17 protein-coding genes and 1 pseudogene are annotated in these 26,759 nt (G+C 44.8%); 15 read left to right on the top strand and 3 right to left on the bottom strand.

What is annotated here, in order from left to right:
* The 8 genes and pseudogenes from ACO1NU_RS02875 to mcrC all read left to right on the top strand — a co-directional run.
* A pseudogene (locus ACO1NU_RS02875) lies at positions 1-595 on the top strand (hypothetical protein); the annotation flags it as partial.
* Between the two features lie 775 nt (positions 596-1,370).
* On the top strand, positions 1,371-2,717 hold the full coding sequence (gene ftsA / locus ACO1NU_RS02880; protein WP_448816950.1) for a cell division protein FtsA: 1,347 nt from the start codon (positions 1,371-1,373) through the stop codon (positions 2,715-2,717).
* A 65-nt stretch (positions 2,718-2,782) separates the two neighbouring features.
* Entirely contained in the window at positions 2,783-3,682 is a 900-nt protein-coding gene (locus ACO1NU_RS02885) for a helix-turn-helix transcriptional regulator (protein WP_448816951.1), read from the top strand.
* Between the two features lie 543 nt (positions 3,683-4,225).
* Positions 4,226-5,602 carry a DUF262 domain-containing protein gene (locus tag ACO1NU_RS02890; RefSeq protein WP_448816952.1) on the top strand — a complete coding sequence of 459 codons (1,377 nt, stop codon included), beginning with the start codon at positions 4,226-4,228 and terminating at the stop codon, positions 5,600-5,602.
* The gene (locus tag ACO1NU_RS02895; protein WP_448816953.1) at positions 5,590-7,494 is read left to right on the top strand and encodes a DUF262 domain-containing protein; all 1,905 of its coding nucleotides are present in this window, start codon (positions 5,590-5,592) and stop codon (positions 7,492-7,494) included. The genes ACO1NU_RS02890 and ACO1NU_RS02895 overlap by 13 nt, the downstream gene beginning before the upstream one ends.
* Before the next feature lie 58 nt (positions 7,495-7,552).
* Positions 7,553-7,885 carry a cyclic-phosphate processing receiver domain-containing protein gene (locus ACO1NU_RS02900; RefSeq protein ID WP_448816954.1) on the top strand — a complete coding sequence of 111 codons (333 nt, stop codon included), beginning with the start codon at positions 7,553-7,555 and terminating at the stop codon, positions 7,883-7,885.
* 246 nt (positions 7,886-8,131) lie between these two features.
* A complete protein-coding gene (locus tag ACO1NU_RS02905) occupies positions 8,132-10,768 on the top strand; it encodes an AAA family ATPase (protein ID WP_448816955.1) in 2,637 nt (878 codons plus the stop codon).
* Entirely contained in the window at positions 10,765-11,805 is a 1,041-nt protein-coding gene (gene mcrC / locus ACO1NU_RS02910; RefSeq protein WP_448816956.1) for a 5-methylcytosine-specific restriction endonuclease system specificity protein McrC, read from the top strand. Before ACO1NU_RS02905 ends, mcrC begins: the two co-directional genes overlap by 4 nt.
* A gap of 472 nt (positions 11,806-12,277) precedes the next feature.
* Here mcrC and ACO1NU_RS02915 read toward each other — a convergent pair whose 3' ends face one another.
* Positions 12,278-12,400 carry a hypothetical protein gene (locus ACO1NU_RS02915; protein WP_448816957.1) on the bottom strand — a complete coding sequence of 41 codons (123 nt, stop codon included), beginning with the start codon at positions 12,398-12,400 and terminating at the stop codon, positions 12,278-12,280.
* Positions 12,401-12,821: 421 nt separating this feature from the next.
* Between ACO1NU_RS02915 and ACO1NU_RS02920 the strand changes: the two genes are divergently transcribed.
* From ACO1NU_RS02920 to ACO1NU_RS02945, 6 genes are all read left to right on the top strand, one after another.
* A complete protein-coding gene (locus ACO1NU_RS02920) occupies positions 12,822-13,211 on the top strand; it encodes a hypothetical protein (protein WP_448816958.1) in 390 nt (129 codons plus the stop codon).
* 792 nt (positions 13,212-14,003) lie between these two features.
* Complete coding sequence (locus tag ACO1NU_RS02925; RefSeq protein WP_448816959.1) at positions 14,004-15,314, top strand: SWIM zinc finger family protein; 1,311 nt, start codon at positions 14,004-14,006, stop codon at positions 15,312-15,314.
* Positions 15,314-16,783: a DUF5691 domain-containing protein gene (locus tag ACO1NU_RS02930; protein WP_448816960.1), complete on the top strand. Its 1,470-nt coding sequence runs from the start codon at positions 15,314-15,316 to the stop codon at positions 16,781-16,783. Before ACO1NU_RS02925 ends, ACO1NU_RS02930 begins: the two co-directional genes overlap by 1 nt.
* A 12-nt stretch (positions 16,784-16,795) precedes the next feature.
* On the top strand, positions 16,796-17,878 hold the full coding sequence (locus ACO1NU_RS02935; protein WP_448816961.1) for an ATP-binding protein: 1,083 nt from the start codon (positions 16,796-16,798) through the stop codon (positions 17,876-17,878).
* A 9-nt stretch (positions 17,879-17,887) separates the two neighbouring features.
* On the top strand, positions 17,888-20,074 hold the full coding sequence (locus tag ACO1NU_RS02940) for a DUF5682 family protein (RefSeq protein ID WP_448816962.1): 2,187 nt from the start codon (positions 17,888-17,890) through the stop codon (positions 20,072-20,074).
* Positions 20,071-21,210, top strand: a complete 1,140-nt coding sequence (locus ACO1NU_RS02945; RefSeq protein WP_448816963.1) for a vWA domain-containing protein — start codon at positions 20,071-20,073, stop codon at positions 21,208-21,210. The genes ACO1NU_RS02940 and ACO1NU_RS02945 overlap by 4 nt, the downstream gene beginning before the upstream one ends.
* Before the next feature lie 27 nt (positions 21,211-21,237).
* Here ACO1NU_RS02945 and ACO1NU_RS02950 read toward each other — a convergent pair whose 3' ends face one another.
* Entirely contained in the window at positions 21,238-23,418 is a 2,181-nt protein-coding gene (locus tag ACO1NU_RS02950) for a hypothetical protein (RefSeq protein ID WP_448816964.1), read from the bottom strand.
* A 147-nt stretch (positions 23,419-23,565) separates the two neighbouring features.
* Between ACO1NU_RS02950 and ACO1NU_RS02955 the strand changes: the two genes are divergently transcribed.
* Complete coding sequence (locus tag ACO1NU_RS02955; RefSeq protein WP_448816965.1) at positions 23,566-25,914, top strand: PAS domain S-box protein; 2,349 nt, start codon at positions 23,566-23,568, stop codon at positions 25,912-25,914.
* Here ACO1NU_RS02955 and ACO1NU_RS02960 read toward each other — a convergent pair.
* Positions 25,892-26,683: an SGNH/GDSL hydrolase family protein gene (locus ACO1NU_RS02960; protein WP_448816966.1), complete on the bottom strand. Its 792-nt coding sequence runs from the start codon at positions 26,681-26,683 to the stop codon at positions 25,892-25,894. The two genes, ACO1NU_RS02955 and ACO1NU_RS02960, sit on opposite strands and share 23 nt — an antisense overlap.
* Positions 26,684-26,759 lie beyond the last annotated feature (76 nt).

Genomic DNA, 26,759 nt, shown 5'->3' on the forward strand with positions numbered 1-26,759 from the left:
GGTAGAGCGTGATGAACAAGGGAAGATCCGTGTGTTTATGGGAGCGTTTGATTCCAAGACGGACATCCGGGTACCCCCGGGCATCAGAAAATCAGCTAGCAAGTACCGGATCCGTTTTAGCCTGATCGGCTTTAATTTTCGTCAGGAATACTACGAATTTCTGGAAGTGAGAGACCTGGAAGTGCAAAAATACGCGCAAGGGGAAGCGCAGGAGATCAGGTTTGAGGCTCAGCCTGAAGCCGATCAGCTCCTGATGCTCAGTGTCTCACTCCTGGCATACAGCGAAACACGGATGGAGGAAGGCTACGTGCTGCTGAACAGCAAGAACTTTAGCCCCTGTGCGCTGATCGCGGCCTATGCGGCAGAAGAACCTGGAGAGTACCCCGCAGGGCCGGTGAATATGGAACTCAGCGGGGCGCAGCTGCAACGAGGGGCCTCTTTTTATACGATGTGCTATGAGGGTAATCAGATGTTGCGTAATCTGGAGCGGAGGATAGGGGCAGAATCAACGGTGAAGAAGAAGGAACCGGATCCTGTTGAAGACTCGGGGGATTTAAAGTCCCGGCAGCGGGTGTCGTTCAGGAAAGGAGGGTGACCAATAGCGAAACTGGATAGTACTTTTACTATTATGTACTCGTTGTCGTCCTTTCACGCGTGTTCTTTGATCATTACTCTGTCTTTTGGACAAAGTTCATTGAACTTAAAGTATTAAGATGCAGTAGTCGGGGGCGGATACTTCGGAAAGCCCCTTTCGGAAAGACCGCTTTGAATACCTCTGATCTTAACAGTCTTCTTCTACGTACTACAAGACCTGTTCGAGGGTAGGATGAGAGATACGCTCAGAATTAGTTTCTTGAATGACCAGGAGTAATTTGATGATTCGATTGACTGTTGCCATTGAATAAGATGAAGCAGGAAAAGTAAAAAACTAAATAATTTTACGGTACGCAGTGAGTCTGCGGATGTGTAGCCTTTCTTTGCCGTCGTGAAAGTTACCCACCTGCTCAACTAACAGATGACTAATGCTACTAAATAATTTAAATAGAACTAACTATGCGTTTTAGAAGAAGGGAAATTGAATATCTCAAAAATGGATACGAAAAGCTGGAACGTTTATACGCTTTCAAATATGAGGCTGCTAAGTCGTATGTAGCTCTCGTCATAAGGAATTATGCAATTCATGTTTTGGTAAATGCAAGGTGAAAGACACAATTTCATTTAAGCAGTTGAAGGATTGCACGACCGAAGAGAAAACAGGGATAGTACGTGTTTGAAAGTCTGCATCTGCCTTGGCGTTAGAGCTCTTTTATATCAGACATAGTTTGGCTTTCCTACATACTAGCTTTACTCATAAATAAACTTAGGGCTGCATGTGGAACCGCAATATGGTTAAGGTCTTGAAGAACTTCCTGGTGAGACAGGTTTTTTCTGATGAAATGAGTTCTGAATCTTACACTGGATCTCTGACGACAAGGGGCAGGACCTCGAACAGACCTCCTGGAAGTATCCATGTTGTTAACGGTTGTGACTTTGGTGACGGGGAATACCAGGCCACTATGTGTGTCGAAATTAGCTCGAGCAAGATCGTCACAGTTATCGGTTCTTTGAACATGAAAGGACAGGTGGAAATTTTGGGCGTCGGAGAGCAAAGATTAAAAGACGCGCAGAGAGGATTAAGTTATAACGTAATGAAGATTGCCCGGGCCATTCGTTCTTCAGTTGCTGATGCAATGGAGATGAGTGGCCTTCAAAATTTGGCAGATGTTTGCTCCAACTATTCGGGACCGTTATTTATTAAAAGTCTAACCGAGATATTGATTAAGGATGATACCAGGCAGGAGATCGTGGAAAGGGATATCGAAAGGTTACAAGAACTAATGTACATGATGATATCTCCTCCGGGAGAGGAGGTGATTTTGATTCAACCTGAGCATTATACCATTGATGATATTCCTCGTATCGTTGATCCCGTTGGTATGACAGGAAAGCGTATTGAAGGCTATTTTCGTTCGGTTGCTGGTAATGTTCAGATCCTCAAAGTTGTGGACAGATGCATCGGCCAGGCTGACTTGTCACTGAAAGCAATTTACCCCAATATACTTGCGTCTGCGGAAGCGGTTCTGTTGGATGAAGAAAAGGAGGGGAGTATTGCCGTTATTGACATAGGTGCTTCGACCACACATCTGGCGGTGTTTAAAGATGGGGTGCTGATACATGCAGAGACAATACCGTTGGGAGGAAGCACAATCACCAGGGATATACAGCAGTTTACAGGGCTGACTTTTGAAAAATCTGAATTGTTAAAATTAAATTATAGTCGGTTCCATGCGGCTGAAGTAACTGATGACGCGGTTATCTATGTCGATCAATTTAACGGACGACGACGGATAGCTATTCGTACTAAAGAATTGGGAGGTGTAGTTGAAGCACGCATGGAAGAGCTCATCTCACTTGCTTACGGAAGAATATTGGCTTCATTAGACGATTCCGAGCCTGGCTTGGGTATCGTGCTCGCCGGAGCTGGTATTGCACTTTTTCCTGGTATAGAGGAGCTCGTCAGGAGGGTAACCGGTAGCAGGTGTTGTGTAGGTCATCCTGATCTTTACCTTGCTCCAAACGATAACTTAGGGAAAGGCGTGACCAACAAATTGAAGTCTCCCAGTTATGCTACATGTATCGGGCTGTTGAAATTAACTTTAAAGAGCAGAAATCCTTGAATGGCTATAAGGTATGACATAGATTGTCTCAGTCCTTTTATACTTTTGAATCAAACATTACGAAAATGTCGAAAATTGAAGCTTTATCGCGTTATAATCTTATCATAAACCGGGTGCGTAAATCGCCGGCTACTCTCAAAGAGATCAGGGAATATCTGCAACGTGAGTCTGAGATCCAGGGGTATAATTTTGATGTTTCTGATCGTACCTTTAAAAGAGACCTTAACGATATCTGGAGTCTGTACAAGATTGAGATTAGCTATGACTCGTCAAGGAGGGTTTACCAGATCAACCTGGAAGAATCTCCTGACTTAAACAGTAGGATGCTGGAAGCTTTTGATACGCTTAATGCTTTGAACGTAGCGAGTGGGCTTTCTGAATATGTTTATTTTGAAAGCAGGAAGCCGCAGGGGACAGAGAATTTCCATGGTTTGCTTCATGCTATAAAAAATACGCAGCTTATTATTTTTAGCTATTTGAAATACTGGACCGGTACAGTGAGTATTCGGAAGGTTTTACCGTATGCGTTGAAGGAGTTTAAAGGGCGTTGGTATCTGATTGCCAAGGATGAAAATGATGGTTGGACCAAGACCTTCGGCCTTGATCGTATAGCTGACCTGGAGATAACGAAGAAGAAATTTGTTAATCGAAATAAGTTTAACGTTGCGGAGCTCTTCGAGGAGTGCTTTGGCATTATTAATCCTATCGAGGGCGAGGCGGAAAATGTTGTATTGTCATTCGATGCCGATCAGGGAAAATACATTAAGAGCTTTCCGCTGCATAGGAGTCAACGAATATTGGTCGACAGTAATGAGCAGCTTAGGATAAGTCTGCACGTGTATGTTACTCATGATCTGGTAATGGAGGTTTTGTCTTATGGATGCAGGGTACGTGTTATTGCGCCGGAAAAGTTAAGAAAAGAAGTACTTGCCAACTATGAGAAAGCTGCGCTGTTTTACAAATAATTGCCAAAGCTGTAACATGGGCATTCGGCCAGGATACGGCCTCTGGTTTATTTCTCTTGACCCGCTCATATTACAACTTTTAATTTATATTTGATCTAGTAAATTTATCAAACCTAATAACCTAAATCTTATGTCAAAATTTTTCTGCGAATATTGCGGGAGCAAGGCTTCGTCTATAAGTTCCTTGACCGGCATTAGTTGCTCTCGTCATCCTTTGGGAAGTAATAAAGGAAAACACAAATTATACGAAGGCTCAGAGAAGGCGAAGTACAGTTGTAAATATTGTGGAAGTTCTTCATCGTCTATTTCTTCGTTAACAGGCTTAAGCTGCTCTCGGCATCCAAATGGAAGTAACAAGGGGAAGCACGCGCCGGCTTTGTAAAAGGAAGGTGAACCCTGCGATCAGTTTGGGAACAATGCTTCGGATAGGGTAGATAGATGCGTAAGCCTCGTGCGTGCGCAGAGACGTTAATCTGAACCAAAGTGTTGCAGCCTTTATAGAATTTGGCCGCCGTAATATATATTGATTATTTACTCATTACTATGTTTGATACTAACTCTCAACTTGAGCTGCCAACGTCATCTACTGATGTTGTTGCAGACAAGGTGCACCTGAATTATGCATTTATTAAATCTATATTCGCCAAAAAACTGAGTATTCCAGATTATCAGCGGCCATATCGTTGGCGGTCTGAGCACGTACTGCAGCTCTTAGAAGACATCCAGCGCAACTTGAAAAATGCTGGCTCCTATCGCATTGGTACTATTATTTTACACCGACATCCGGGGTCATACGATATAGTGGACGGACAACAGCGAATGGTGACTCTCAACTTGATTTTACACTACCTGTATTCTCAAACAAGGGACATGGATTCGAAAGAGGTTAGATCAAATTGCGGACTCCCACTGTTATCGAGCTCATTTCCTCATTCGGACTCGCAAGTAAACATTGCGCAGAACTATAAAGCGATTAAAGAATGGTTTAAGAGGATCAACGGTTCGGATCATAAAGAATTTGAGAGGTTTATTCTTCAAAAATGCGAGCTGGTCGAAATAATACTGGACGATCTATCTGAAGCTTTTCAGCTGTTTGATTCGCAGAATGCACGAGGTAAAGCATTGGAGCCATATGATCTACTTAAGGCCTTTCACCTGAGGGAAATGGCGGAGGAAGTGGAAGAAGAAAAAAAGAAGTGCGTTAAGAGCTGGGAAGAGGCTGTCAATAAAGGAATGCTGAACAACTTAGGTAAGTACATCTTCAGAATTAGAAAATGGGCAAGAGGAGGTAATGCCGGAGAGTTCGGTAAAGCAGACATTGCAGAGTTTAAGGGAATTAGCATCAACGATGCTGTGAATTATCCTTATATGAAGTCTATTTTGATGAATGATGTCCTTCTTAATAATATGGGTGGCAATTCTTTATACAAGATTATGGGCGTCGAGACGAATTTCCCTTTTAGGTTGACCCAGCCGATTGTTAACGGCAGGATGTTCTTCGAAATGATCGAACATTATAATGAAAAGTACACAAGATTATTCGAAGATGATAATCTCATAAAGACTTTTTACCAGGAGTACTGCAAGTATAATGGCCATCATCGAATTGGCGACAGATACGTCAGCGAGCTATTTAAAGCATTGTTGCTCTTTTATGATGATAAATATGGTAAGGAAGATTTGCAGGAGGTGGTATTCGTCTTTTACAAGTGGGCCTATCGCTTACGGCTAACTAAAATGCGGGTCTTTTATGGTTCTATTGATAAGCATGTTTCCGAAGATAACTTGTTCAAGAAAGTGGAGTTAAGTTATTATCCGAAGCAGATTAAGAGCTTTAACGTCAGCATAAATGTAGACGAGATAAAGTTGGGAGATTCCGAATTGAAAGATATTTTTAAAGGATTAATATGTTTGAAATAAGCTCTAGGCCTGAGTCAGTTAATATCAAAAATTTACTTAATAGTGGACACTACATTGTTCCGTTGTACCAAAGAAATTATGCGTGGAAGAGGCAGGAGGTTCGACAGTTTTTAGATGATATATGGAACAAATCCGAGGAGGACAACTCCTCAGACTACTACATAGGAACGTTGGTGCTGGATCAAAAATCCGAAGGTAAGTTGGAAATCATTGATGGACAGCAGCGATTTAGTACAATTACAGTGATAGATGCCGTTCTTAAAGACAGGCTACCACTGAAAAGCATTTTTTCGGCATTAGCATTACAGCCTGTGATTGATTTCGACGCAAGAGGAGATGTGAGGAAATACCTTACCCAGCTCTATAACGATTATAATATAGCTAGAAACTATAATGGAGACAACCAAGAGGTTAAGAATTTCTATGCAGCGGTTAAGTATGTGGAAGAGTTCTTAAATGATTTGTCAAAGGATGCAGAAACTACGGCAATTTCCAGGTTCGCAGATTACTTCTATAATAATGTGAAGATTATCCGCATCAACGTGCCACCTCACACGGATATTAACCATTACTTCGAGATAATGAATAATCGCGGAGAACAGTTAGAGAAACATGAGGTATTGAAAGCTAAATTGCTTTTCAAACTTGGTCCGGTAGATCCCAGGCTAAGAAAAACATATGCGGCTATCTGGGATGCATGCTCCGAAATGGACCGGCATGTGATATCATGCCTTGAACCGACTCTTCGAAAGAATATCTGTGGTGATGATTTTTCAAAAGTGCCTAAAGCATTTTTGAAAATTGATGATTTTAGTTCAACAGAAAGTGAAGACGTGAATGTAAGCGATTTTTCATTAGAGAAAATACTGACGTTAGACTCACGAAATTTGAAAAAGGAGAACCTTGGAGGAGCCGAGATTAGAGCGCGATTTAAATCGATCATTGACTTTCCAAATTTCTTACTGCAAGTTTTGAAGCTTGATTTTGGAGAGGCAACAACTTCTGGAAACGTAAAGGGCAAATCTTTAGACGACAAAAAGCTATTGACTGAGTTCGGTTATCCTGATAATCTTCCTGATCCGGTTAAATTTATCAATGCGCTCCTTTATTATCGTCTTTTATTTGACCGGTATATAATCAAGCGAGAAGAAGGCAATGATGATTGGAGTTGGAATCTATCTAAGCCGGTTTCATATTCTAAAGGCGATTTGGGATTTGTAAACACCTTTGGCACCGGCAACTTGGCCGATATAGATGAGTCCCCAGACTATCAAGACATCATTATGCTCCAATCCATGTTTCATGTTACTTTTCCTGGTAATAATTATAAAGATTGGCTTCAAAATCTTCTAGTTCTCTTTGGAGAAAAGGGACAAAATTTAACGGCAAGGGAATTGCATTCCGAAACTTTAAACATGGCTGAACACAGGTTACGAATGATTGAGAATTTTGATAAGTTCTCTGGTGTAGCTATGCCACGCTTTGTTTTCAATTACTTAGACTACTTGATTTGGAAGAATTCTGACGCATTAAAGCTTTCTGAGAAGGCAAAGGCTATGTTTTCTAGATTTCGATTCACACAAAATAACTCAGTAGAGCACATGCATCCTCAGAGGCATGTTGAAGACTTAAATACACTCGATGAACCTTACTTTCAGGACAAAAGAATGATCTTGAATTATTTTGGAAATCTCTGTTTGATCAGTAATGGTAGTAACTCGAAATATAGCGATTTTAATTATGCTGCTAAGAAGTTGCAGTTTGAGAAAAGCTCCTCTGTTGAAAGCCTCAAACAGGTTCTGATGTTTGAATACCAAGAGTGGACAAGTAAGGAGATCAAGAATCATGGTGATGAAATGCTTGCATTAATCTCACAAAGTATATCTAAGTAGAAGGTTCTAACGACAATATTGTTAGTTGTTTGGTGTAAGGTATCAGGAAGTAAGTTGAATGGAATATTCCCTATTTTTGGATGATTTACGAGCAGTTGATATGATATATCCAGGTCAGAGTACTAGGTTTTTGTTAGTTAGGTCCTATGACGCCTTTGTAGATTGCATACAAAAAAACGGGCTTCCATCGTTTATCAGCTTTGACAATGATCTCGGAGAAGATGAAAATGGTGAATTGTTGCCAGATGGCTATGCTTGTGCAAAATGGCTAGTATTTGAAAGTGGTCTAGATTTAAGAGAATTACGATTCTATGTTTATTCGGCGAACCCAGTTGCCAAAGTTCAAATTGAATCGCTTTTGAGAAACTACCTAAGGTTCTTGAACGAGTAGTCAAGCCTAATAGGTGAACAAAAAATTTGGACTTATCTCGAACAGCCTCCTTACGAAGCATCAATCTTTATATGCAATGTAAAGAATGTGCTGGACACTAGGTTGCGTTTCTAGTCCCCATTCCTTTGTTGCTGGGAAAAATTTAACCTGGGCGTTGATTGTCCTCTTGGACAAGAAACAAATTTTCGCGTTATTTCTACTACTATTTATTGCTGTAAGACAGCATCGCTAATAAATCTGTAACGAATGGATCATCAATTTGAATACCTGAAAAATCTATCTACACATTTTACTTCCCTCTCCCAAAATAGTTCTGACTTGTTAAGTGCTGTACACAAGGTCTCTGTAGACGTGCACGGACAGATCTTCCAGGAGTATGTTGGTCCAGATGCTCATTTTCAGCCGGTGAATATACTTCGCGCCACCATAGCCAGAGAGGTAATATCTGGCGAGACTCTGACAGTCCAACTTGTTGACGAGATTAAGGAGCGTGTCCGTCAGAAAGACAAGAAGTATTTTCATTTTCTGCCCGACCATATGATAAAAGAAATGGAGGATTATGTCGTCGGCTCTAGAGACATTTTCGCGAACTGGCAGAAGCTTTGGGCTATATTTCACGTCTTTTTATTCAGAGGGGAAACTAAAGAAAGGACAAGGCGGTGCTTAGAAGAATTGTCTGAAGCATTTATCGATCAACTTGATATAAACGATTATACTTTTCACTGGGTAGACTTTTGTGGTCCGTCAAATTTCGGGAGCACCATGGCTTGGTTGGCCCTTTATCCAGCTCAAAAAAACTCCCATATGGAAGCATATCAGTTCTTCTTGGGCTTTAATGGGCAGGTTGAAGCAGGTATGACACCGGGACGTGAGGTGAAAGATGCGGAAAGTTTGGAGCTTGTGCCTGTAAGCGGCTTCAATGAAGCACTGACTGTCTTGGGCGGACAAAAAGCTCATATTGTTGGTCTGAATAGGAACCTCCGCAATTTTTTTAAGTTTTCTCCCGGTGCTCAAGCAAGTAAGTGGGAGCAGCTGCATAGTGCAGGGATCGCTGCTTTAGACTTCTCCGGGCTTGATACGGGAGACTTGCGGCAATATAGAACGCATAAAGAATTAAATGTTGGTGCAGGGTTGAAGGAAGTAGATTTGAGTAACCAAACCTGGAACCTTTGGCTCTTTAAGACCGCGCAAAAAGGGGATGTTGTCTTTGCTAACAAGGGGACCAATACATGTATAGGAATCGGGATTATCGAGGGTGACTATATTTATGACGAGAACTCATCTAATTTTGCCCATGTTCGAAGAGTTAATTGGATAACGGATTATGTTTACCTGTACGTACCCGATAAGATTAAAGGGTACAAGACCTTGTTCCGTCCCGACACGTTCGCACCTACGAAAGTATCTCGGTTCATATTGAATGAATATCTTCTGCAGTTTCCGCAGTTGGAGAAAGTTTTTCGTCAACACAATCTTCTTGCTGAATCGGTATCCTCTACTCCTGAAATTATGCAAAATGAGGAAATTCTAGAGATGGAAGAAGACGCTCCGGAGTATTCCCGACCGGAACCACAAGCATTCTGGTGGTTAAATGCCAATCCTACAATCTGGAGTCTAAACGATATCCAAGAAGGAGACAGGCAGGTGTATACGACCTATAATGCGAAAAAGAACAAGCGCAGAATATACAAGTACTTCGAAGCGGCACAACCGGGTGATTTGGTGATTGGGTATGAAAGTTCTCCTAGCAAGCAGATTAAAGGTATTTTTCAGATATCGCAGGGGATTCATCACCGAGAAGAAGGTGAAGTTATTGAGGTTGAGCTTTTCGAAAAGCTTGACTTTCCGGTCAACTGGTCAGAACTTATCTCAGTTCCTTCTCTCCAGAATTGCGAAGTTTTCATCAACAACCAGGGAAGTCTGTTCAAACTCACAGAGACGGAGTTTGATATCGTCAGAGACATCATTGATTCTAAGAATATTCAGCAACAAGAAAGGAAGCTTCTATCGTCGGAGAGTTATTCCTTTGCTGATGACCCAGACAAGCCCTTTATTCCAGAGGAACAGTTTAGCGGAATTATCAAGCTTCTAAGACGAAAGAAAAATGTCATACTTCAGGGGCCTCCCGGGGTAGGAAAGACGTTCATAGCGAAAAAAATAGCTTATGAAATGATGGGTGCAAAAGACGAAAACCAAATTGAGATGGTTCAATTTCACCAGTCATATAGTTACGAGGACTTTATACAAGGGATAAGGCCTGGAAGTAAAGGTGACTTTAAGATCAAGAACGGGGTCTTCTTTGAGTTCTGCAGACTTGCTGAAGCGCACCCAGAGCGTGATTATTTCTTTGTAATTGATGAGATAAACCGTGGTAATCTTAGCAAAATATTTGGAGAGCTCCTAATGTTAATTGAGGCTGAAAAGCGGGGAGTAGCTTTGAAGCTTACTTATGCCGAAGATGAGCATGAAAGATTTTCGGTGCCGGATAACTTATATCTGATTGGTACAATGAACACTGCAGACCGGTCGCTGGCGATCGTTGACTATGCTTTGAGGAGGAGGTTTGCTTTCGTTGAGCTAACACCCGTATTCGACGGCACCTTCAAATCGTTCTTGGAACAAAGAGGTGTATCTAAAGAGCTGACGAGTCATCTATGTGCGTCTATAACTAGAATAAACAACGAAATAAAGAATGATCCAAACCTGGGTAAAGGATTTATGATCGGGCACAGCTATTTCTGTTCATATAAGAATGATCATCCCGCGGCTGACTGGTGGGCGGATGTTTGTCGGTACGAGTTAGAGCCCCTTCTTGAGGAAATTTGGTTTGATCAACCAGAACAGGTCGACAAGTTGGCTAAGTCTCTTCAGTTTGCTCTATGAGTATTCCCATTCAAAATATCTATTACCTCTTATGCTACGCTTGGGACAGGCTTGACAAAAAAGATGTTGTACTTGTAGGAAAAGATGAATTTACTTCCATTCAAGACCTCTTAGCTAAGATTCTGATTACAGGTGTTTCTAGCATATTAAAGAAAGGATTGGACAGGGACTATGTGGATGTAACGGACGATCTGGCAACAATAAAGGGGAAACTGGACTTCAGTGGATCTATAAAACAGAACTTGTTTGCCCGTCAAAGAGCTATATGTAGCTTTGATGAATTCTCTTCTGATACTCTACATAATCAAATTCTCTTGTCGTCAATGGAGTTGTTGCTCCGTACGACAGGAGTTGCGGCCGTGCTAAAGCTGCAGCTTAGAAATTTGATTCCTCATTTCATGAATGTGAGTTCTGTAGCACTGCGCCCCAAGTTATTTGATAAGATACAGATTCATAGAAATAATCGGCACTATGATTTTCCTCTGCGGGTTTGCCAGTTGATTGTCGACAATAGTATTCCTTCTGAGACACCAGGTTTGTATAAGTTTATGAGTTTTGAAAGGGACGAGAGGAAGATGAATCGGCTTTTCGAGCAATTTGTCCGAAACTTCTATAAGCGGGAGCAATCAGAGTTTAAAGTCACTGCAGAGCATATTTCGTGGAAGTTGTGCTCGGATAACATTCTCGATATGGGGTATGTGCCGAATATGAGGACTGACATAACTTTAAAAAACAGGCATCGTAAGATTATTATAGATACGAAGTATTACAATAGGACGCTCCGGACATATTATGATAAGGAGACTTTAAATTCAGACAACCTTTATCAGATGACAAGCTATTTAGTTAACCAACAATCGGATGAAAATATCACAAAATCCGTGACAGGGATACTTCTTTATCCCCAAACTAATCAGGAGTTGAACTTGAATTATCATTTCTTAGGTCATTCACTTCAGATTAGGACGATTAACCTCGCTGAGGACTGGGCGAGAATAGATAGAAGATTGAGAGAAATAGTGAAATCAGAAATTTGACTATATGGTAGGCATAGGTTTTTCTTATAACGTTCAAATAGTAAGCGTTCAGTTTAGCCCCGGTCTTAGTGCTCAAGCTTCCAGCGACGCGGCAGAAAAAGGACGTTCGGTTTTGAATATTTTGCGTATGATCTATTCCTTGTAGGCAATATGAAAGATGTGCTGTATAGCTGGGCTGTCGCCGAGCGCGATCCTTCTGTTGCTGGGAAAAATACCGCTTGTGCGTTGATGATCCTGTACTCGCTGGGCTTAGTTGACTACAAAAACGCCAGTAATTGTTTGTTAGCACTTAGAATTGAAAGGATTGGCATCGTTTGACCGAATTGGCTGGCACCACATCGCAAGAAATATTATGGGGTAACGCACGCAGCAGTTCTGAGTGGGCTTGCCCGGTTGTGTATACTTGATACTGATACCATGATCTTTACACCAAAGTTCAAAATGATGACTGGCACACTTGGGCCCCCCGTTATCAACGTACGGAAAGAGGCTTGCCACGCCAGTCTATAATCTGTTCCAGTGCGCGGGTAACTCGTCGGGAAGATATAGACGAGCCGATCTCAATGGTTAACACTTCACGAGAGCAGTCGTCCATGACGTTAAAATTCGGAACTTGCCACCCGAGACCAGGCTATCGCTCATAAAACCAGACTCAAACTTTCAGTCTAGGGCAAAAAACGTGACTTTATGGATTAACTCTTTCAAAATCTGGATGAGTACAAACTAGGAGTGCACATGCCTATTGCACAATTGGGTTTATATAAGTATTTTAATATTTATGTATCTTTAAAATAAGGATCAAGAGAAAGAAATGCTTTTACATAGATCCAAAAGGAGATAATGGACAATTATCGTAAGGCTAACGTCCCGATGATTTTTCAAACTCGGATTGTGGAGGTGAGGAGTGGTACGGCAAGCTTTCAAAACTCAAATTTGTCCCCTCTGATATGGGGACTAATATCCTAATATTATGGGGTGAGGAAGCTTTTAAGGGGGTAAAATTTTAATAGATTAAGATGAGTTACTACGAGGATGAGGAAGATTATAGATCATCTGTAAAATTTTCTGGATTTTTATTTAAAATAGCTTTTAACATTGCTATAATAATCATATTGTATAAATTACTATATATCCCCAACTTTCCTGAAGAGCTAAAAAATTCTCCGGCACTGTACGTAATGCCAACAATTGGAACTCTTGGTGCATACTGTTATTTAACCTATTGGTTCGGTTGGAAAAAAAGTCTGTACATTACAGGAGTAGCAGGATTTTGCATAGGCTTGACGGCATTGACAAGTTTTCAAACGTTGTCTACGCTTTATGGGGTAGGCCTACTGATCACTTTGGGGTACGGTGGATATTTATTGATAAAGATGGTTGTTCAAGCTTTTCTCAAAAGACGTTAACAAGCGGCTTATAATCCATTTGATAAAAAGATTTTTACACTTTTTAGCTGGATCAATTTTTAGTATATTCAAGTTCCTCTTTATAAGTTTCAATGTCGGTCTGTTGAGTTCTAAACTGTTAGTAATACTTACAAAATCATAGTTATCGATTTCACGTGATGGCGGAAAACTCTTGAAATAGCTTGAGAGTTTATAGTAACCTGGTTCATGAGTCGCTGGTTGTTAGGTTGTTGCCGTAAAGCGAAGTCGTAGTCAATAAAAGTACGCAAAGGATATCTCGTTTGTTTTCATTTCGATTGCCTTTGAACAAGCTGCCTAGCTCGATGCTGGAGAGAAAGATGGACTGAAGATGTTCCATAAAAGTTACATTTTAAAAAAGAATGACATCCAGTTACTAAGTAAGGCACTGGATCTTCAGAGAATACCGCGTTACGTGATTGCTCACCAATCGATGCTGTTATGGTGCAAGATGCTCTTCGGCCCGGCGATGCTGATTTTAGAAGTATTCTAGAAAAGTTTGCTAAATATAGTGCCCTATATGATAAGAGGATGATCGATAGAAAGTAAGGTGTTCAATTTGCTACACTTTACCTCCACCTCGACTGTAAATAGTATTCGTGCGTATTAGCCGCTGTAGCTTAGTTTTAATTTTGTTCGGACACATTCTCTAAATTCTTCAGAATTCTTATGTTTGGACTACTTGAACAATCCGACTATGCCTAGTACTCTGCACCTGACCTTTACCATCCCAGATACTATTCCAACAAACATTAGCCATTCCGCCTTTTAGCCATGAACTTTACTGCGGAACAAATATTGAAATTAGCTCCTGATGATGCATCAGCTAAAGCGGGGAGGGCACTGGCAATAAATTCCAAATGGCTGGTCCGTTGCGTGCATTCTCAGGCACTCTGGGGCGACTGTCAGGGAAGTGGTAAAACTCCATACCGGACCATCATTGACCTGACTAATTTGGCTTTCAAATGTTCTTGCCCCAGCCGGAAGTTTCCTTGCAAACACAGTTTAGGTTTGCTTTTCCTGTATGCGGATAATCCTTCGGTCTTTTCAGTAGAGTTATCGCTTCCTCCGCATGTATCGGAGTGGATCGGGAAACGGGCAGCGACGGCAGAAAGTAAGCCGGTAAAAGCGGAGAGCCTGCCGAATGAGCGTGCTCAGCTAAAGAGAACGGAAGCGAGAGAAAAGAAAGTTGAGGGAGGGATTGCAGAATTACGGTTGTGGATCAAGGACGCGGTTCGGACGGGCATCATGAATGTTCCTCAGGATCCTTATCAGTTTAATCAGAATATTATTGCCAGGATGGTCGACTCGCAGGCTGGCGGCCTTGCGAATCAGCTGCGCAAGATCAATCAGATCAATTTTTATAAAGATGGCTGGCAGAATGCTTTAATCAGGCAGTTAAGTAAGATCTATCTTCTTACTGAGGCTTATACACAGCTTGATGCTCTTTCACCGGATCTGCAGACAGATATCCGGACTCTCATCGGGTGGAATATACCAAAGGAGGAAGTCCTCGAGGGTTCAGGAATCCAAGACGAATGGCTGGTCCTGGCTATTGTACAGGAAGAGGAAGGCAACCTGACGACCGAGCAAGTATGGCTATATGGCACGGGCTGTGGGAAGTACGGATTGATCCTGAATTTTTATGCCGGTGCTCAGGTTCGGCAGCATAGTTATGTTCAGGGCGGAACGATCAGCGGGGAACTGGTCTATTATCCCTCTCAGGTTCCAATGAGGGGACTGCTGAAGGAACCTGTGGAGACGAAGAATACGTTTTCAGCTCCCTCGATTTCTCAGGGTATTGAACAGCTTTCGGATGCTTTCAGTCAGCAGCTCGCCGTCAATCCCTTTGCTGATGCTTTGCCGTTTATCTTCTCGGATATACGCGTTTACCTGGAGAAAGATCGGTGGTTCGCTATTGATGGTGACAGCAGGATACTTGCGCTGGATAATCCGGCTGATGAATGCTGGATGATCTTGTCCATCAGTCGGGGAAAGTCCTTCAGCGGGTTCGGTCTATACGAGAATGAAGCTTTTAAACTCCTGGCGCTTTGGCAGGATGATCTATACTATTCATTACGCTGATGATGCAGGAGGAAATCATAAAAACAGCTCTGTTGGGTACTGCCAATGTACCATTCCAACCTTCCTGTGATCTCAAGGATCTGGCGGAACGGGTGGCCTTACATCAGGAAGACAGGGAGGATGGCTTTTTGAAGTATGCGGGAGCGGCTTTTCTTTACCAGGCTAGTGGTCTGGAGCCCGCAGACGGTACATCGTCTATAGAGGAATGTCCTCCGGAGATCAAGTCTTCGTTATCGCCTTTGATCGATCAACATCTGAGGGATGCGCTGATTGGGAAAGATGAGGTCTTGCTGGGCTATCTGTTAACGCAAGCCGTAAAAGTTGAGAAGGTGGCCTCTGCTTCTGTGGTCCCCTTGTTGCTGAATAAGGCGTTGGAGCAGAAAGGAAAAGCAGAATGGATCCTGCAGGTATGTGGTGTGCTTGGGCAATGGCTTTGCGGCCTGAATCCGGAATGGGGAAAGATCAGCGAAAAGGAAACGCAGGTTGTCGACTGGGAGACTGGAAGTCACCAGGAGCGGAAGCTGTATTTTGCTGCGCTGCGACAAGGGGAACCGGCTGCTGCTCTTGATCTGCTGGTCGCCGGATTTGATCAGGAGAATGCTGCGAACAGGGCCGACTTTGTTGATCTTATGGAAATTGGTCTTTCGTTGGAGGATGAGGGATTTTTGATGAAGTCGCTTGGCGACAAGAGTAAGAAAGTAAGGGATTCTGCTTTGAGCTTACTTCGGGTACTCAGCGGATCTCAGATCAATGGAAGCTTCAGGGAGTTCCTGCTGCGTGCGATCTCCGTGAAAGAGGAGCGTCATCTTTTGTTGCTGAAGAAAGAGGTCTTGCACCTGGATACTGCTGAAGGTATGCCGGAAGACTTTTTCAAGCTGGGTATAGAGAAGGTAAGTTCGGAGAAGGGTGTGGACGATACCATCTTCCAATTGGCGCAGTTATTCGCGTATGTCGATCCTGCGGTTCTTGCACAGGATAAGAAAATGGATAAGGAAGAGTTTCTGAAGCTTTTGCTGGAACATCCATCGGCTGGAGTGTTCAGGCCTTATCTGATAAACGCGGCAATCCGCTTTGAGGATGCGGTGCTGGCGGAAAGCTTGCTGAAGATGGAAAACGGATATGATGCGGGATTGCTGAGATTGCTGGACGAGGAGAAGAAGGGGATATATATCAGCAAGTACCTGGAGCAGTATTTTATGGGTACATTGGATATGCTTCTTGATGATGAGTACAGGATCTTGTCTTTGCCTCTGGCAGAGCGGATCATCAAACGGCTTGCGGTAAATCCCTACCAGATCACGCAGCCTGTTTACCAGCGGATCGGACTTTCACTGCCTGCTTCTGCGGGTAAACTACTTGAATTGTATATGAACGATGCTTCTGATGAGGACTATCAGAAGCGATATTTTAAGAACCAGGCGCATATGATGCTTAGATATTTGGAACTGAGGGCATCTTTAGACTTTTAAACTTCCATAACCGTGACACAGAATATTTTAAGACAATCAGCAGAGCAGCAGTTTGCGCTCGAAATTGAAGAACTGAAGAAGCAGGACAAGCATAGCAGGCCAACCAATTGGCTGCTATCTCCGCAGGCGGTTGTGCAGTACCTGATGGGAGCAAAGCTGGACAACGGTTTTGAGGTGAGTCCGAAGTACATTGGTAACCGCAGACTGATGGAAATCGCGGTGGCGACCCTAACCACGGATCGCGCTTTGCTGCTTTATGGCTTGCCGGGTACGGCCAAGTCGTGGGTATCGGAGCACCTGGCCGCTGCCATCACTGGCGACTCGAGTCTGGTGATCCAGGGTACTGCGGGGATCAGTGAGGAGTCTGTACGCTATGGCTGGAATTACGCCATGCTGTTATCGGCTGGTCCTGTTGCTGAAGCCATCGTGGAAACGCCGGTGATGCGGGCCATGAAGGGGGGCAAGATCGTTCGCATTGAGGAATTGACGCGGATCGGTTCGGATGTTCAGGATTCGCTGATCACCATCCTCTCTGAAAAGATGCTTCCGGTTCCGGAACTTAATCAGCAGGTGCAGGCTGTAAGGGGATTTAACGTCATCGCGACAGCGAATAACCGGGACAAAGGGGTTAATGACTTGTCGAGCGCCTTGAAGCGGCGTTTCAATACGGTGATTCTTCCGGTGCCTGCAAGTGTGGAAGAGGAGGTTGAGATTGTGGAACAGCGTGTAGCCAGTTTCAGCAAGGCGATCGATCTTCCGGTTCAGAAATCCATATCAGAAGAGATCCGCAGGATCGTGACGATGTTCCGGGAATTGCGGAACGGTGTATCCACGGATGGAAAGACGAAGCTGAAGTCGCCTACGGGAACGTTGAGTACTGCGGAGGCGATCTCGGTGATGAACAGCGGCCTGGCTCTGGCTTATCATTTCGGGGACGGCTCTGTAAAGGCTGATGATATAGCGAGTGGGGTGATCGGAGCGATCGTGAAGGATCCGGTGCAGGATAAGATCGTGATGCAGGAGTATATGGAGACCGTACTGAAGCAACGGGATGGCTGGAAGGATATTTATCGTGCCTGCCGGGATATTATCTAATTTTCTGTTATGCCTGTACATCTTTTAGGTATTCGCCACCACGGTCCGGGTTCTGCTCGCCACGTTCTCGAAGCACTGAACGCGATTAAGCCGGATATTATTCTGATCGAAGGTCCGCCTGAAGGGGAGGAGATGCTGCAATGGGTTCTCCACGAGGAGATGAAGCCGCCGGTTGCCTTGCTGGCCTATGTTCCTGATAATCCGCAGCGGGCGGTGTTCTATCCTTTTACTGGTTTTTCTCCGGAATGGCAGGCTATACGTTATGGCCTGGAGAACAAGCGTCCGGTTCGCTTTATTGATATGCCGCTCGTTCATCATCTGGCTGAGAAGCCTGTGGCCAGGGAAGTGGGACAAACGGGGATTCGTAAGAACCCGCTTTCTTATCTGGCTGATATTGCTGGCTTTGATGATGAGGAGGAATGGTGGGAACATCAGTTTGAACTGAGCAGGCATCCGCTGGAGGTTTTTACTGCCGTGGAAGAGGCTATGTCTTCACTCCGCGAGGGCCTGCCGCAGAACCCGGATCTGAGGGAACAGATCCGGGAGGCTTTTATGCGCCGCGGCATCCGGAGGGCGGAACGGGAGATGTATACCGAGATAGTTGTAGTATGTGGGGCCTGGCATGTTCCCGCTCTTCGTGCTATGCCGAAACAGAAAGAGGATGATCTGTTGTTGAAAGGCCTTCCAAAAGCGAAGGTGGAGACGACCTGGATTCCGTGGACCAGCGACCGTCTGAGCTTTGAAAGTGGTTATGGCGCGGGTGTCGATTCACCGGGTTACTATAAACATATCTGGGAAAATCCGGATGATGATGGTACCCGGTGGCTGGCTCATGCGGCAAGGGTGTTCCGGGATCATAAGATTGATATTTCTTCTGCGCATATTATTGAAGCTGTGCGCCTGGCAAGCACTCTGGCGGGTATGCGTGGACTATCACGGGCCGGATTGAAGGAGCTTAATGAGGCTACGCAGACGGTCATGTGTATGGGTGATGCTGTCCCCATGCAGTTAGTAAGAAGGGAGCTGATCGTGGGGAAAGATCAGGGGGAGGTGCCCAATACGGCTCCGCAGGTGCCTGTTCAGCGGGACCTGGAACAAACTGTGAAGTCTCTGCGCCTGAAGCTGAGCAATGACGAAAAGCTGGTGAGTGTTGATCTGCGGGAGCCATCGGGTCTTCAGAAGAGTGTTCTTTTTCATCGGCTACGGGTTCTGGATATTCCCTGGGCAAAGCAACAGCAAACAAGTGGTAAGGGGACCTTCAAAGAGGAATGGCGACTGAGGTGGTATCCGGAGCTGACGATACAGCTTCTGGAGAAGGCTCCATGGGGTAATACCGTGGAGACCGCGTGTATTCATTACCTGAGGCATAAGGCTGCTGCCTGTAAGCAGCTTCCTGAAATTACGGAGCTTGCTGATAAGGCGCTTCCGGCTGATCTTCACGAGGGGATTGAGGCGGTGATGCGCCGTATGGATGAACTGGCGGCTGCTACAAGCGACACGTCTATGCTGATGGATGCGTTTATGCCTCTTGTGCAGGTAAGTAGGTACGGCAATGTACGGCAGACGGACCGGGAGACTGTTTCTGTGATTCTGAGCTCTGTTTTTTACCGGATGACTGCGGGGCTGCCGGTTAGTTGCTCGGGTATAGATGAAGAAGCTGCTTCGCAACTTGCGGAGCGGATCAAGTCGGTTCATCAGTCGATCGTGTTCCTGGATGACGAGGACTTCCGTTCTTCCTGGCTGGAGGCTTTGCAGCGCACGATCTCCATGAAGCAGGTGGCTCCGCTTATCTATGGCTCCTGCTGCAAGATCCTCTACGATGTGAAGGCTTTGGATTCTGACCAGACTGCTGCTGAACTCAGCAGAGCATTATCCCGTGGAAATGAGCCCTCGTATTCGGCGCAATGGATCGAGGGTTTCCTGAAGGACGCGGCCACCATCCTGATCCTGGATGATGGTATTTGGAACATCATCAATGAATGGGTGGCGGGACTGGATGCTGATACCTTCATGGAGCTGGTTCCGCTGCTGCGCCGCACTTTTGCGGCCTATCATTCGGCTGAAAAGAGCAGACTGGCTCAGAAGATTAAACACGGTGGGTCGGCAACTGGCACAGCTGCTGTTCAGAATTACGCGATCAATAAAGGAAGGGCGGAACGAGTACTGCCTATTTTGGAGAAAATACTGGGACTATGAGTACGCAGAACGAATTGGAGAAACGCTGGCGACTGATCCTTGGTGCGGAGACCAGGGACGAGCTTCCTGTTGACTTGAGCACCTTGGAGAAAGGGATTGATAATACCTTGGAGGCTCTTTACAATACGGATCGCAAGGGCGGTCTCGGACCATCTTCGCCTAACGTATCACGCTGGCTGGGCGACATCCGGGAGTATTTCCCGAACACTGTCGTCAAGGTGATGCAACAGGACGCCTTGAAACGTCTGAACCTAAAGTCGATGCTGACCGAGCCGGAGATGCTGGAGAATGTGGTTCCTGATGTACATCTTGTTGCCAACCTGATGACGCTGGGCAGCGCTATCCCGGAAAAGACAAGAGCAACAGCCCGGATGGTGGTGAGAAGGGTGGTAGATGAGCTGATGCAGAAGTTAGCGGCGCCGATGGAACAGGCTATCAGCGGAAGTCTGAACCGGGCTGTACGCAACCGTCGCCCGAGGCATAATGAGATTAACTGGTCGGAGACTATTCGCCGGAATCTGAAGCATTACCAGGCGGAGTATAAGACGGTGATCCCAGAGACCCGTATCGGGTTTGGCCGGCGGAGAAGGTCGCTTAAAGATATTGTGCTGTGCATCGATCAGAGTGGCTCCATGGGATCTTCTGTTGTGTATTCGGGGATCTTTGGAGCGGTCATGGCTTCGATCCCGGCTGTGAGGACCAGAATGGTGGTATTCGACACGGAGGTTGCCGATCTTACGGAGGAGCTGCAGGACCCGGTTGAATTGCTGTTTGGTGTGCAACTGGGTGGGGGAACGGACATCAACAAAGCATTACGATATTGTTCTCAGATCATTTCACGGCCTCTGGATACGGTAATGGTCCTGATCACGGACCTGTACGAAGGTGGCAATCAACAGGAGATGCGGAAGAAAGCTGCTCAGCTGGTGGATAACGGCATTCAGCTGATCGTTCTTCTTGCGCTCAATGATGATGGTTCTTCTTATCACGACCACAGCAATGCTGACTTTTTTGCTTCGATCGGGGTTCCTGTTTTTGCGTGTACGCCTGATCTTTTCCCTGACTTGATGGCAGCTGCGCTGAGTAAACAGGATATTCAGCAATGGGCCGCGATGAATGATATTAAGGTAGGTTAACTAAAAGTCCTGAATCTACCATGGACTTTAGTTAACCTCTCTTAAATACTTATACATCCCATTCTCTTTTAATAAAACACAGTTGCTCCAGAAACTATCGTCATCCAGTGTATCATAGCTATAATTCCATTGGGTGATCTTATTCAGATTGTCCATGATACCGTTCTCGACATTACCTTTTTTCTTTTGGTAAGGAGAGAAATAGGTCCATTCATAGATCTTTCCGGTGGCTGATTCGAATAGGAAGTAACGAACATAAGTGCTCCCATTGGCATCTTTGACTTCTTCAGGGTTCAGGATGTATTTTTTGTTTTTACTGTAAATTAATAACGATGAGGTTAAAACAGGAGAGTGGGCTTTGATGCCGTTAACACCGGATCTTATCTGTTGTTGATAAAACGGAGCGAATATGTGATTTTGAACACTGTCTTGCCACGCTTTTTCTTGTTCTTCCTTTTCTGACCGCAATACTGAAGCGACAATCTCGTACATCCCGATATAATCCCTGTTTTCCTTCTCCTCTGTGCGCCACATCTCTCTATAATTTTCCCATTTGGGATCTTTACGAAGATCCGGTACTCTTTCAAACAGCTGCCCGTGCCAAAAGCCGGTGTCCGGTTCGGTCGATTCTTTCTTGAAATAGCCCCATTTTTGTAAGTTGTACAGGTATTCGAGCTTGCCTTGCTGGTTATCTTCGGGCTCAAAGTAGGTTACTTTATCCTTTTTATAGAACCATCGGCCGTTGGATTTTACACCCTTTACGATGTAAGCGTATGTATTAGGTATTTCATTGAATAATGCCTTATCGGGAATGTTCTCTTTGGAAATGATATTTACATTACGGTCCTTTTTGCCGTCAGCGACATCTTTAAAGGTTTTTTCTGATGCTATTTTAGTGAAGAATGCTACAAACTTGTCGGCTTTTGGGCTATTGAGACACTGATATACATTTTCCAGATTGATTGACTTGTCTGTAAGTGGGACAGCTTTCCTCAGTAGGGAAACATCGAAGCTTTCTGGGTATATATTTTCTCTGATGAAGGTGCTGCGCTCTCTTCGTAGTAGTTTTTCTGCTTTCAACGTCGCATTGTTCATAGCGATAGCTTGAATGACCTCTCTCAACAGGGTTGACAGGGCGTTGTTCAACGTGCAGTTCAATGACCCTTCCTTACACATGAATTCGAATCCAGGATTTTGATCATCACCTTGGTATTCCTTGTCAATTAAAAGGGAGTTGCTCTCTCGTTCATATAGTTGCGCTTTTATTCGGGCGATGTATCCCGTCTTTCCCTTGGTTATATTGACGGAAGGGAACAGGAGTAGATAAGGCATTTTTTCTGCGTCAGCGAATTGAGCCAAAGTGATGTTTGCATCGATTTTTTGGTCTTTGACCAAGATCAGCGTTTGTGGGAATCTTTCGAAGAAGCGGTAAGCAAGATAATCCTGGGAGATCATTGTGACTTGTTTGAAAAAATCGAGCTTGCTGATAAAACTGGTGGCGCTCCGCCTCATCAGTTGTATATTTTCCGCTTCCTCTTTCAAGCCTTCCGGCAGGGATGCAGCGCTGGCTCTCAGTTCCTTATTCTGGGCTTCGATGTCCTTTGCAGCTTGAGGATCAAAAGCTGTATTACCAGGGGAGAGTATGAGCAGTTGGGGCTCAAATTTATATTTTATGCTTGTTGACGATTGCGGTTTAGGTCCCTTTGTGGTGGTGATCACTATACCGGCTGATTTGTTGGTGACTTTGTAGGTGTTGGCAAGTGTCAGCGAGTCGACGACTTTGATACTCTTAAAGGTACTGTCAGCAATGGATGCAAGATCTGTTTCGTAGTTTTTTTTCAAAATCTCTTCATCTAGAATGTAAGTGAAGGTTTCATCAGATCCTTGTGTTTCTGCCAAAAGCTTTTGGTACTCCGGGCTCCTTGATGAGAAATATTTTTGATACTCCTCCCGCGTGGCCCGTTTGCTATTGATCAGGACTACGCCAATTCTGCCGTAGTGCTTCAACGCATATTCTTCTTTGAGGACAGTTAATGAAGCTATTTCTTCAGGGTCAATTGTTTGGATTTCTCCGGGAGATAAGGCTCTGCCATCCAGAAACATCAATGGCAGCTCTTTTAGCTTCGGTTTCTTCTTAGTCTGTTGCGCAGTAAGGGCGACAGAGGTAAATAGGAAAAGTAAACAGGTGATAAGGGTTTTATTTAGCATGATTAGGTTTAAGGATCACAAGTTTAGGATTTATTCTTCAACTATGAGTGGGACCGTAATAATTTCCCTGTTAGCTATTTAAATTTTGCTTACTATGCTATCTTCAGCTCAAACAATCGCTTTTCAATTCGGTTCATCAGGGTAATTATGCAACCCTTATCCAGAGTGCCCAGTTTGATACATGCGAAAGGAGAGATGGCCGACAGCATCAGGTCGTTTGACTGGTCTGCAACTTCCATAGGCCAGATTACTTCTTGGCCGGCCAATTTACTCACTGCGCTTAACCTGGTATTGGATTCTCCCAGTCCAATGGTTCTCTGGTGGGCTGGAGGCAAGATTCAGTTTTATAATGATGCGTTTCGCGCGAATCTGGGTACAGGTGAAAGTGGGCTAAAACGAGATGTCCTCGATCTGGATGCTTCGGTCTGCTGGGGTGACAACTGGTTGCTTATCGGTCCGCTGATTGAGGGTGTTTTCAGAACGGGTGAGCCGGCTCAGCTGAAGGATCAGCTTATTGCTGTTTTCAGGAATGGAGTCAGGGAAGAGGCACATTGGACTTTCTCCTGTAGTCCTGTTCGCAATAGTGAAGGCATGCCGGAAGGTATTTTGATCGTGTGTACGGAGACCAGTAAAAGCAATCAGCTGATTCAGGAGAATGAGCAACACCTCAAGCGGGTGTTGGATCATATGGCGGAAGGGGTTGGGATAACGGATATAAACGGGCGTATTGTTTACTCTAACCCGATGGCGCACCAGATATTGAGTACCAACAGCAGCCTTTTTCCGGAGCGAAGCAGCAACTCTCCGGAGTGGTTCAATACGCATCTGGATGGGAGGCCGATGGCCGACAGTGAACATCCAACTATGATTGCTATGGCTACAGGGAAGCCGGTGTTTGGTTTTGAGTTCGCCATAGAACGTCCGGGTACCAGCAAAATGTATTTGATCATGAATGCTGCACCTATTACGGATGCAAACGGAAATATTACCGGATCTGTGGGTATGTTTAGCGACATCACGGAGCGTAAGGCGACAGAAGTAGCATTACGCGTTGCGAAAGACGCTATCGAAATGCAAAAGCTGCTTTATGAAGCCATTACTTCCAATACGCCTGATTTGATGTATATGTTTGATCTCGATTATAAGTTCATCTATGTCAACAAAGCGGTGTTGGATATGTGGGGTAAGACTTGGGAGCAGGCTATTGGAAAGGGCTTGCGGGAGAATGGCTACGAAGATTGGCATGCTAGCATGCACGAGCGCGAGATCGATCAGGTGGTCGCAACAAAACAGCGGATAAGAGGAGAGGTGGCATTTCCACACGCTACCTTGGGAAAGCGTATCTATGACTATATCTTCGTGCCGGTGTTTGATGAAGCTGGTGAGGTGATTGCGGTATCGGGCACTACCCGCGACATAACCGAGATCAGAAAGGCTGAGGCTGCGATCAGTGAGAGTGAATTGCGTTTTCGCAATATGGCCGAAGGTTCGGGTATTCTGATTGCTTTTGGCAGCGAATCAGGAGAGATCACCTATTTCAACCAGGCATGGTCTGAGCTGACGGGCAAAAGTACGCAGGAATTACTGGCTTTCGGCTGGGCTGATCTTGTGCATTCTGAGGATAAAGAGCCCTATCTGAACCTTTATATGGACTCGCTCCGCAAGCAGGTTCCCTATACCGGGGAATACCGGATTTTAAGTAAATCGGGGGAGTACCGCTGGCTGCTTACCTTCGCATCTCCTCGCTTTGAACCCGATGGTTCTTTTACCGGATTCATCGGATCGTCTCTCGACATTACTGAACGCAAGCAGAATGAACAGCGCAAGAATGACTTTATATCGATGGTGAGCCATGAGCTGAAAACGCCGCTTACTTCTACGATCAGTTATGTTCAGGTTTCGCACAAGAAGGCGCTGGCTGATGGCGATATGCTTACTGCTGGTATGCTTGAACGGGCGAGTAAGCAGCTTGGAAAGATGACCACGCTGATCAACGGATTTCTGAATGTATCGCGCCTCGAGGCGGGCAAGATCTACATTGATAAACGCCCGTTTGATATGGCGGTACTCATGAAGGAGGTGGAGAAGGGGATCGTGCCTGAAGCGAGTTCGCACAGGATTCTGTTTGCGCCGGTGGAGGAGACCTGGACCAGCGTGGACAAGGATAAGATTGAGCAGGTGATCAACAATTTCATCAGTAACGCGATCAAATATTCGCCTGCTGGATCGACTATTCACATTTCGTGTGTAAGCCAGGATGGTTATGCACGGGTCGATGTGAAAGACCAGGGAATCGGTATTAAACCCGAAGATCAGGAGAAGCTATTTGACCGTTTTTATCGTGTGGAGGGTTTGCATAATAAATCCATCTCTGGTTTTGGCATCGGCCTGTACATCTGTAAGGAGATCATTGAACGGCACGGGGGACAAATCGGTGTCAGCAGTACGCCGGGAGTGGGTAGCGATTTCTGGTTTACCTTGCCGCTCGAAACCTAGCGTGGATCTGTAAGGCCTTGACAATGGCCTTCACCCAGAACTCCGCAAGGACCTGGTCGCCTTTTTGATTGGGGTGCAGGTAAAAGGTTCCGGAAGGCCCTTCTTCTGTACGGAAATCGGTAAGGTAATTTGCTTTGAAGTATTTGTAGGCTTTCTTGTCGCCACTGTAGACACGTTCCTTGTTTTTTCCTTTGTAAGACTTTACAAGTTTGTCAATCTCCGACCAGTAGGCCAGAACACGCGCCTGTCCTTCCTTTTTATATTCTGCCCCCTTATTTTGAGCATTATCGCTATACCAGAGCGGGTAATTCAAAACGATCAGACATTCAGGATAGCTACTTAGCAGGCTATCAGTAATGGTCTTGAGGTTCGTATGATACATGGCTGGAGACACAGGTGCTCCCAGCGGCCCTTTTATGGCGCTGTCATTGGTGCCCAGCATAATGGAAAATAACAGCGTGGCTGTTTGGTCCTGATTGAACTGATCTGCGGCTGCCTTTACATTGGAGAAGGATTTTTTAGAAGAGGGCAGGAAGTTGACCGTCGTGTTGCCGCTTCTTCCCTGGTTAGATACCTGCACGGTTTTCCATCGGTTCAACTGACGTAGTAGCTTCCCGGCGTGATCGGGCGGCGCCAGGTCTTTCGAAGCCGTGCCGCGCGTAATGCTGTCGCCAATGAAGATCACATTCAGGTTTTCTTTTCCCGACGGAGCAAAAGCAAAAAGGGTTAGAAGTATAAAGGTAAATACGAGTAGGTTTATTCTTTTCATGCCTGTTTCGGCAACAAAGATAAAGTTCAAATCGGGACCTTGGTGTGTCGTATGACTTCTCTCAGTTGTTTACCCT

This window comes from Arcticibacter sp. (genome assembly GCF_053551015.1).

What these genes read in the sequence shown, in the direction of transcription:
- ACO1NU_RS02915 (WP_448816957.1), bottom strand. Translation starts at nt 12,400, where the DNA reads ATGGACGACTGCTCTCGTGAAGTGTTAACCATTGAGATCGGCTCGTCT.
- ACO1NU_RS02940 (WP_448816962.1), top strand. Translation starts at nt 17,888, where the DNA reads ATGCCTGTACATCTTTTAGGTATTCGCCACCACGGTCCGGGTTCTGCT.
- ACO1NU_RS02885 (WP_448816951.1), top strand. Translation starts at nt 2,783, where the DNA reads ATGTCGAAAATTGAAGCTTTATCGCGTTATAATCTTATCATAAACCGG.
- ACO1NU_RS02955 (WP_448816965.1), top strand. Translation starts at nt 23,566, where the DNA reads ATGCAACCCTTATCCAGAGTGCCCAGTTTGATACATGCGAAAGGAGAG.
- ACO1NU_RS02960 (WP_448816966.1), bottom strand. Translation starts at nt 26,683, where the DNA reads ATGAAAAGAATAAACCTACTCGTATTTACCTTTATACTTCTAACCCTT.
- ACO1NU_RS02895 (WP_448816953.1), top strand. Translation starts at nt 5,590, where the DNA reads ATGTTTGAAATAAGCTCTAGGCCTGAGTCAGTTAATATCAAAAATTTA.
- ACO1NU_RS02945 (WP_448816963.1), top strand. Translation starts at nt 20,071, where the DNA reads ATGAGTACGCAGAACGAATTGGAGAAACGCTGGCGACTGATCCTTGGT.
- ACO1NU_RS02930 (WP_448816960.1), top strand. Translation starts at nt 15,314, where the DNA reads ATGATGCAGGAGGAAATCATAAAAACAGCTCTGTTGGGTACTGCCAAT.
- ACO1NU_RS02905 (WP_448816955.1), top strand. Translation starts at nt 8,132, where the DNA reads ATGGATCATCAATTTGAATACCTGAAAAATCTATCTACACATTTTACT.
- ACO1NU_RS02920 (WP_448816958.1), top strand. Translation starts at nt 12,822, where the DNA reads ATGAGTTACTACGAGGATGAGGAAGATTATAGATCATCTGTAAAATTT.
- mcrC (WP_448816956.1), top strand. Translation starts at nt 10,765, where the DNA reads ATGAGTATTCCCATTCAAAATATCTATTACCTCTTATGCTACGCTTGG.
- ACO1NU_RS02950 (WP_448816964.1), bottom strand. Translation starts at nt 23,418, where the DNA reads ATGCTAAATAAAACCCTTATCACCTGTTTACTTTTCCTATTTACCTCT.
- ACO1NU_RS02925 (WP_448816959.1), top strand. Translation starts at nt 14,004, where the DNA reads ATGAACTTTACTGCGGAACAAATATTGAAATTAGCTCCTGATGATGCA.
- ACO1NU_RS02890 (WP_448816952.1), top strand. Translation starts at nt 4,226, where the DNA reads ATGTTTGATACTAACTCTCAACTTGAGCTGCCAACGTCATCTACTGAT.
- ACO1NU_RS02900 (WP_448816954.1), top strand. Translation starts at nt 7,553, where the DNA reads ATGGAATATTCCCTATTTTTGGATGATTTACGAGCAGTTGATATGATA.
- ftsA (WP_448816950.1), top strand. Translation starts at nt 1,371, where the DNA reads ATGTGGAACCGCAATATGGTTAAGGTCTTGAAGAACTTCCTGGTGAGA.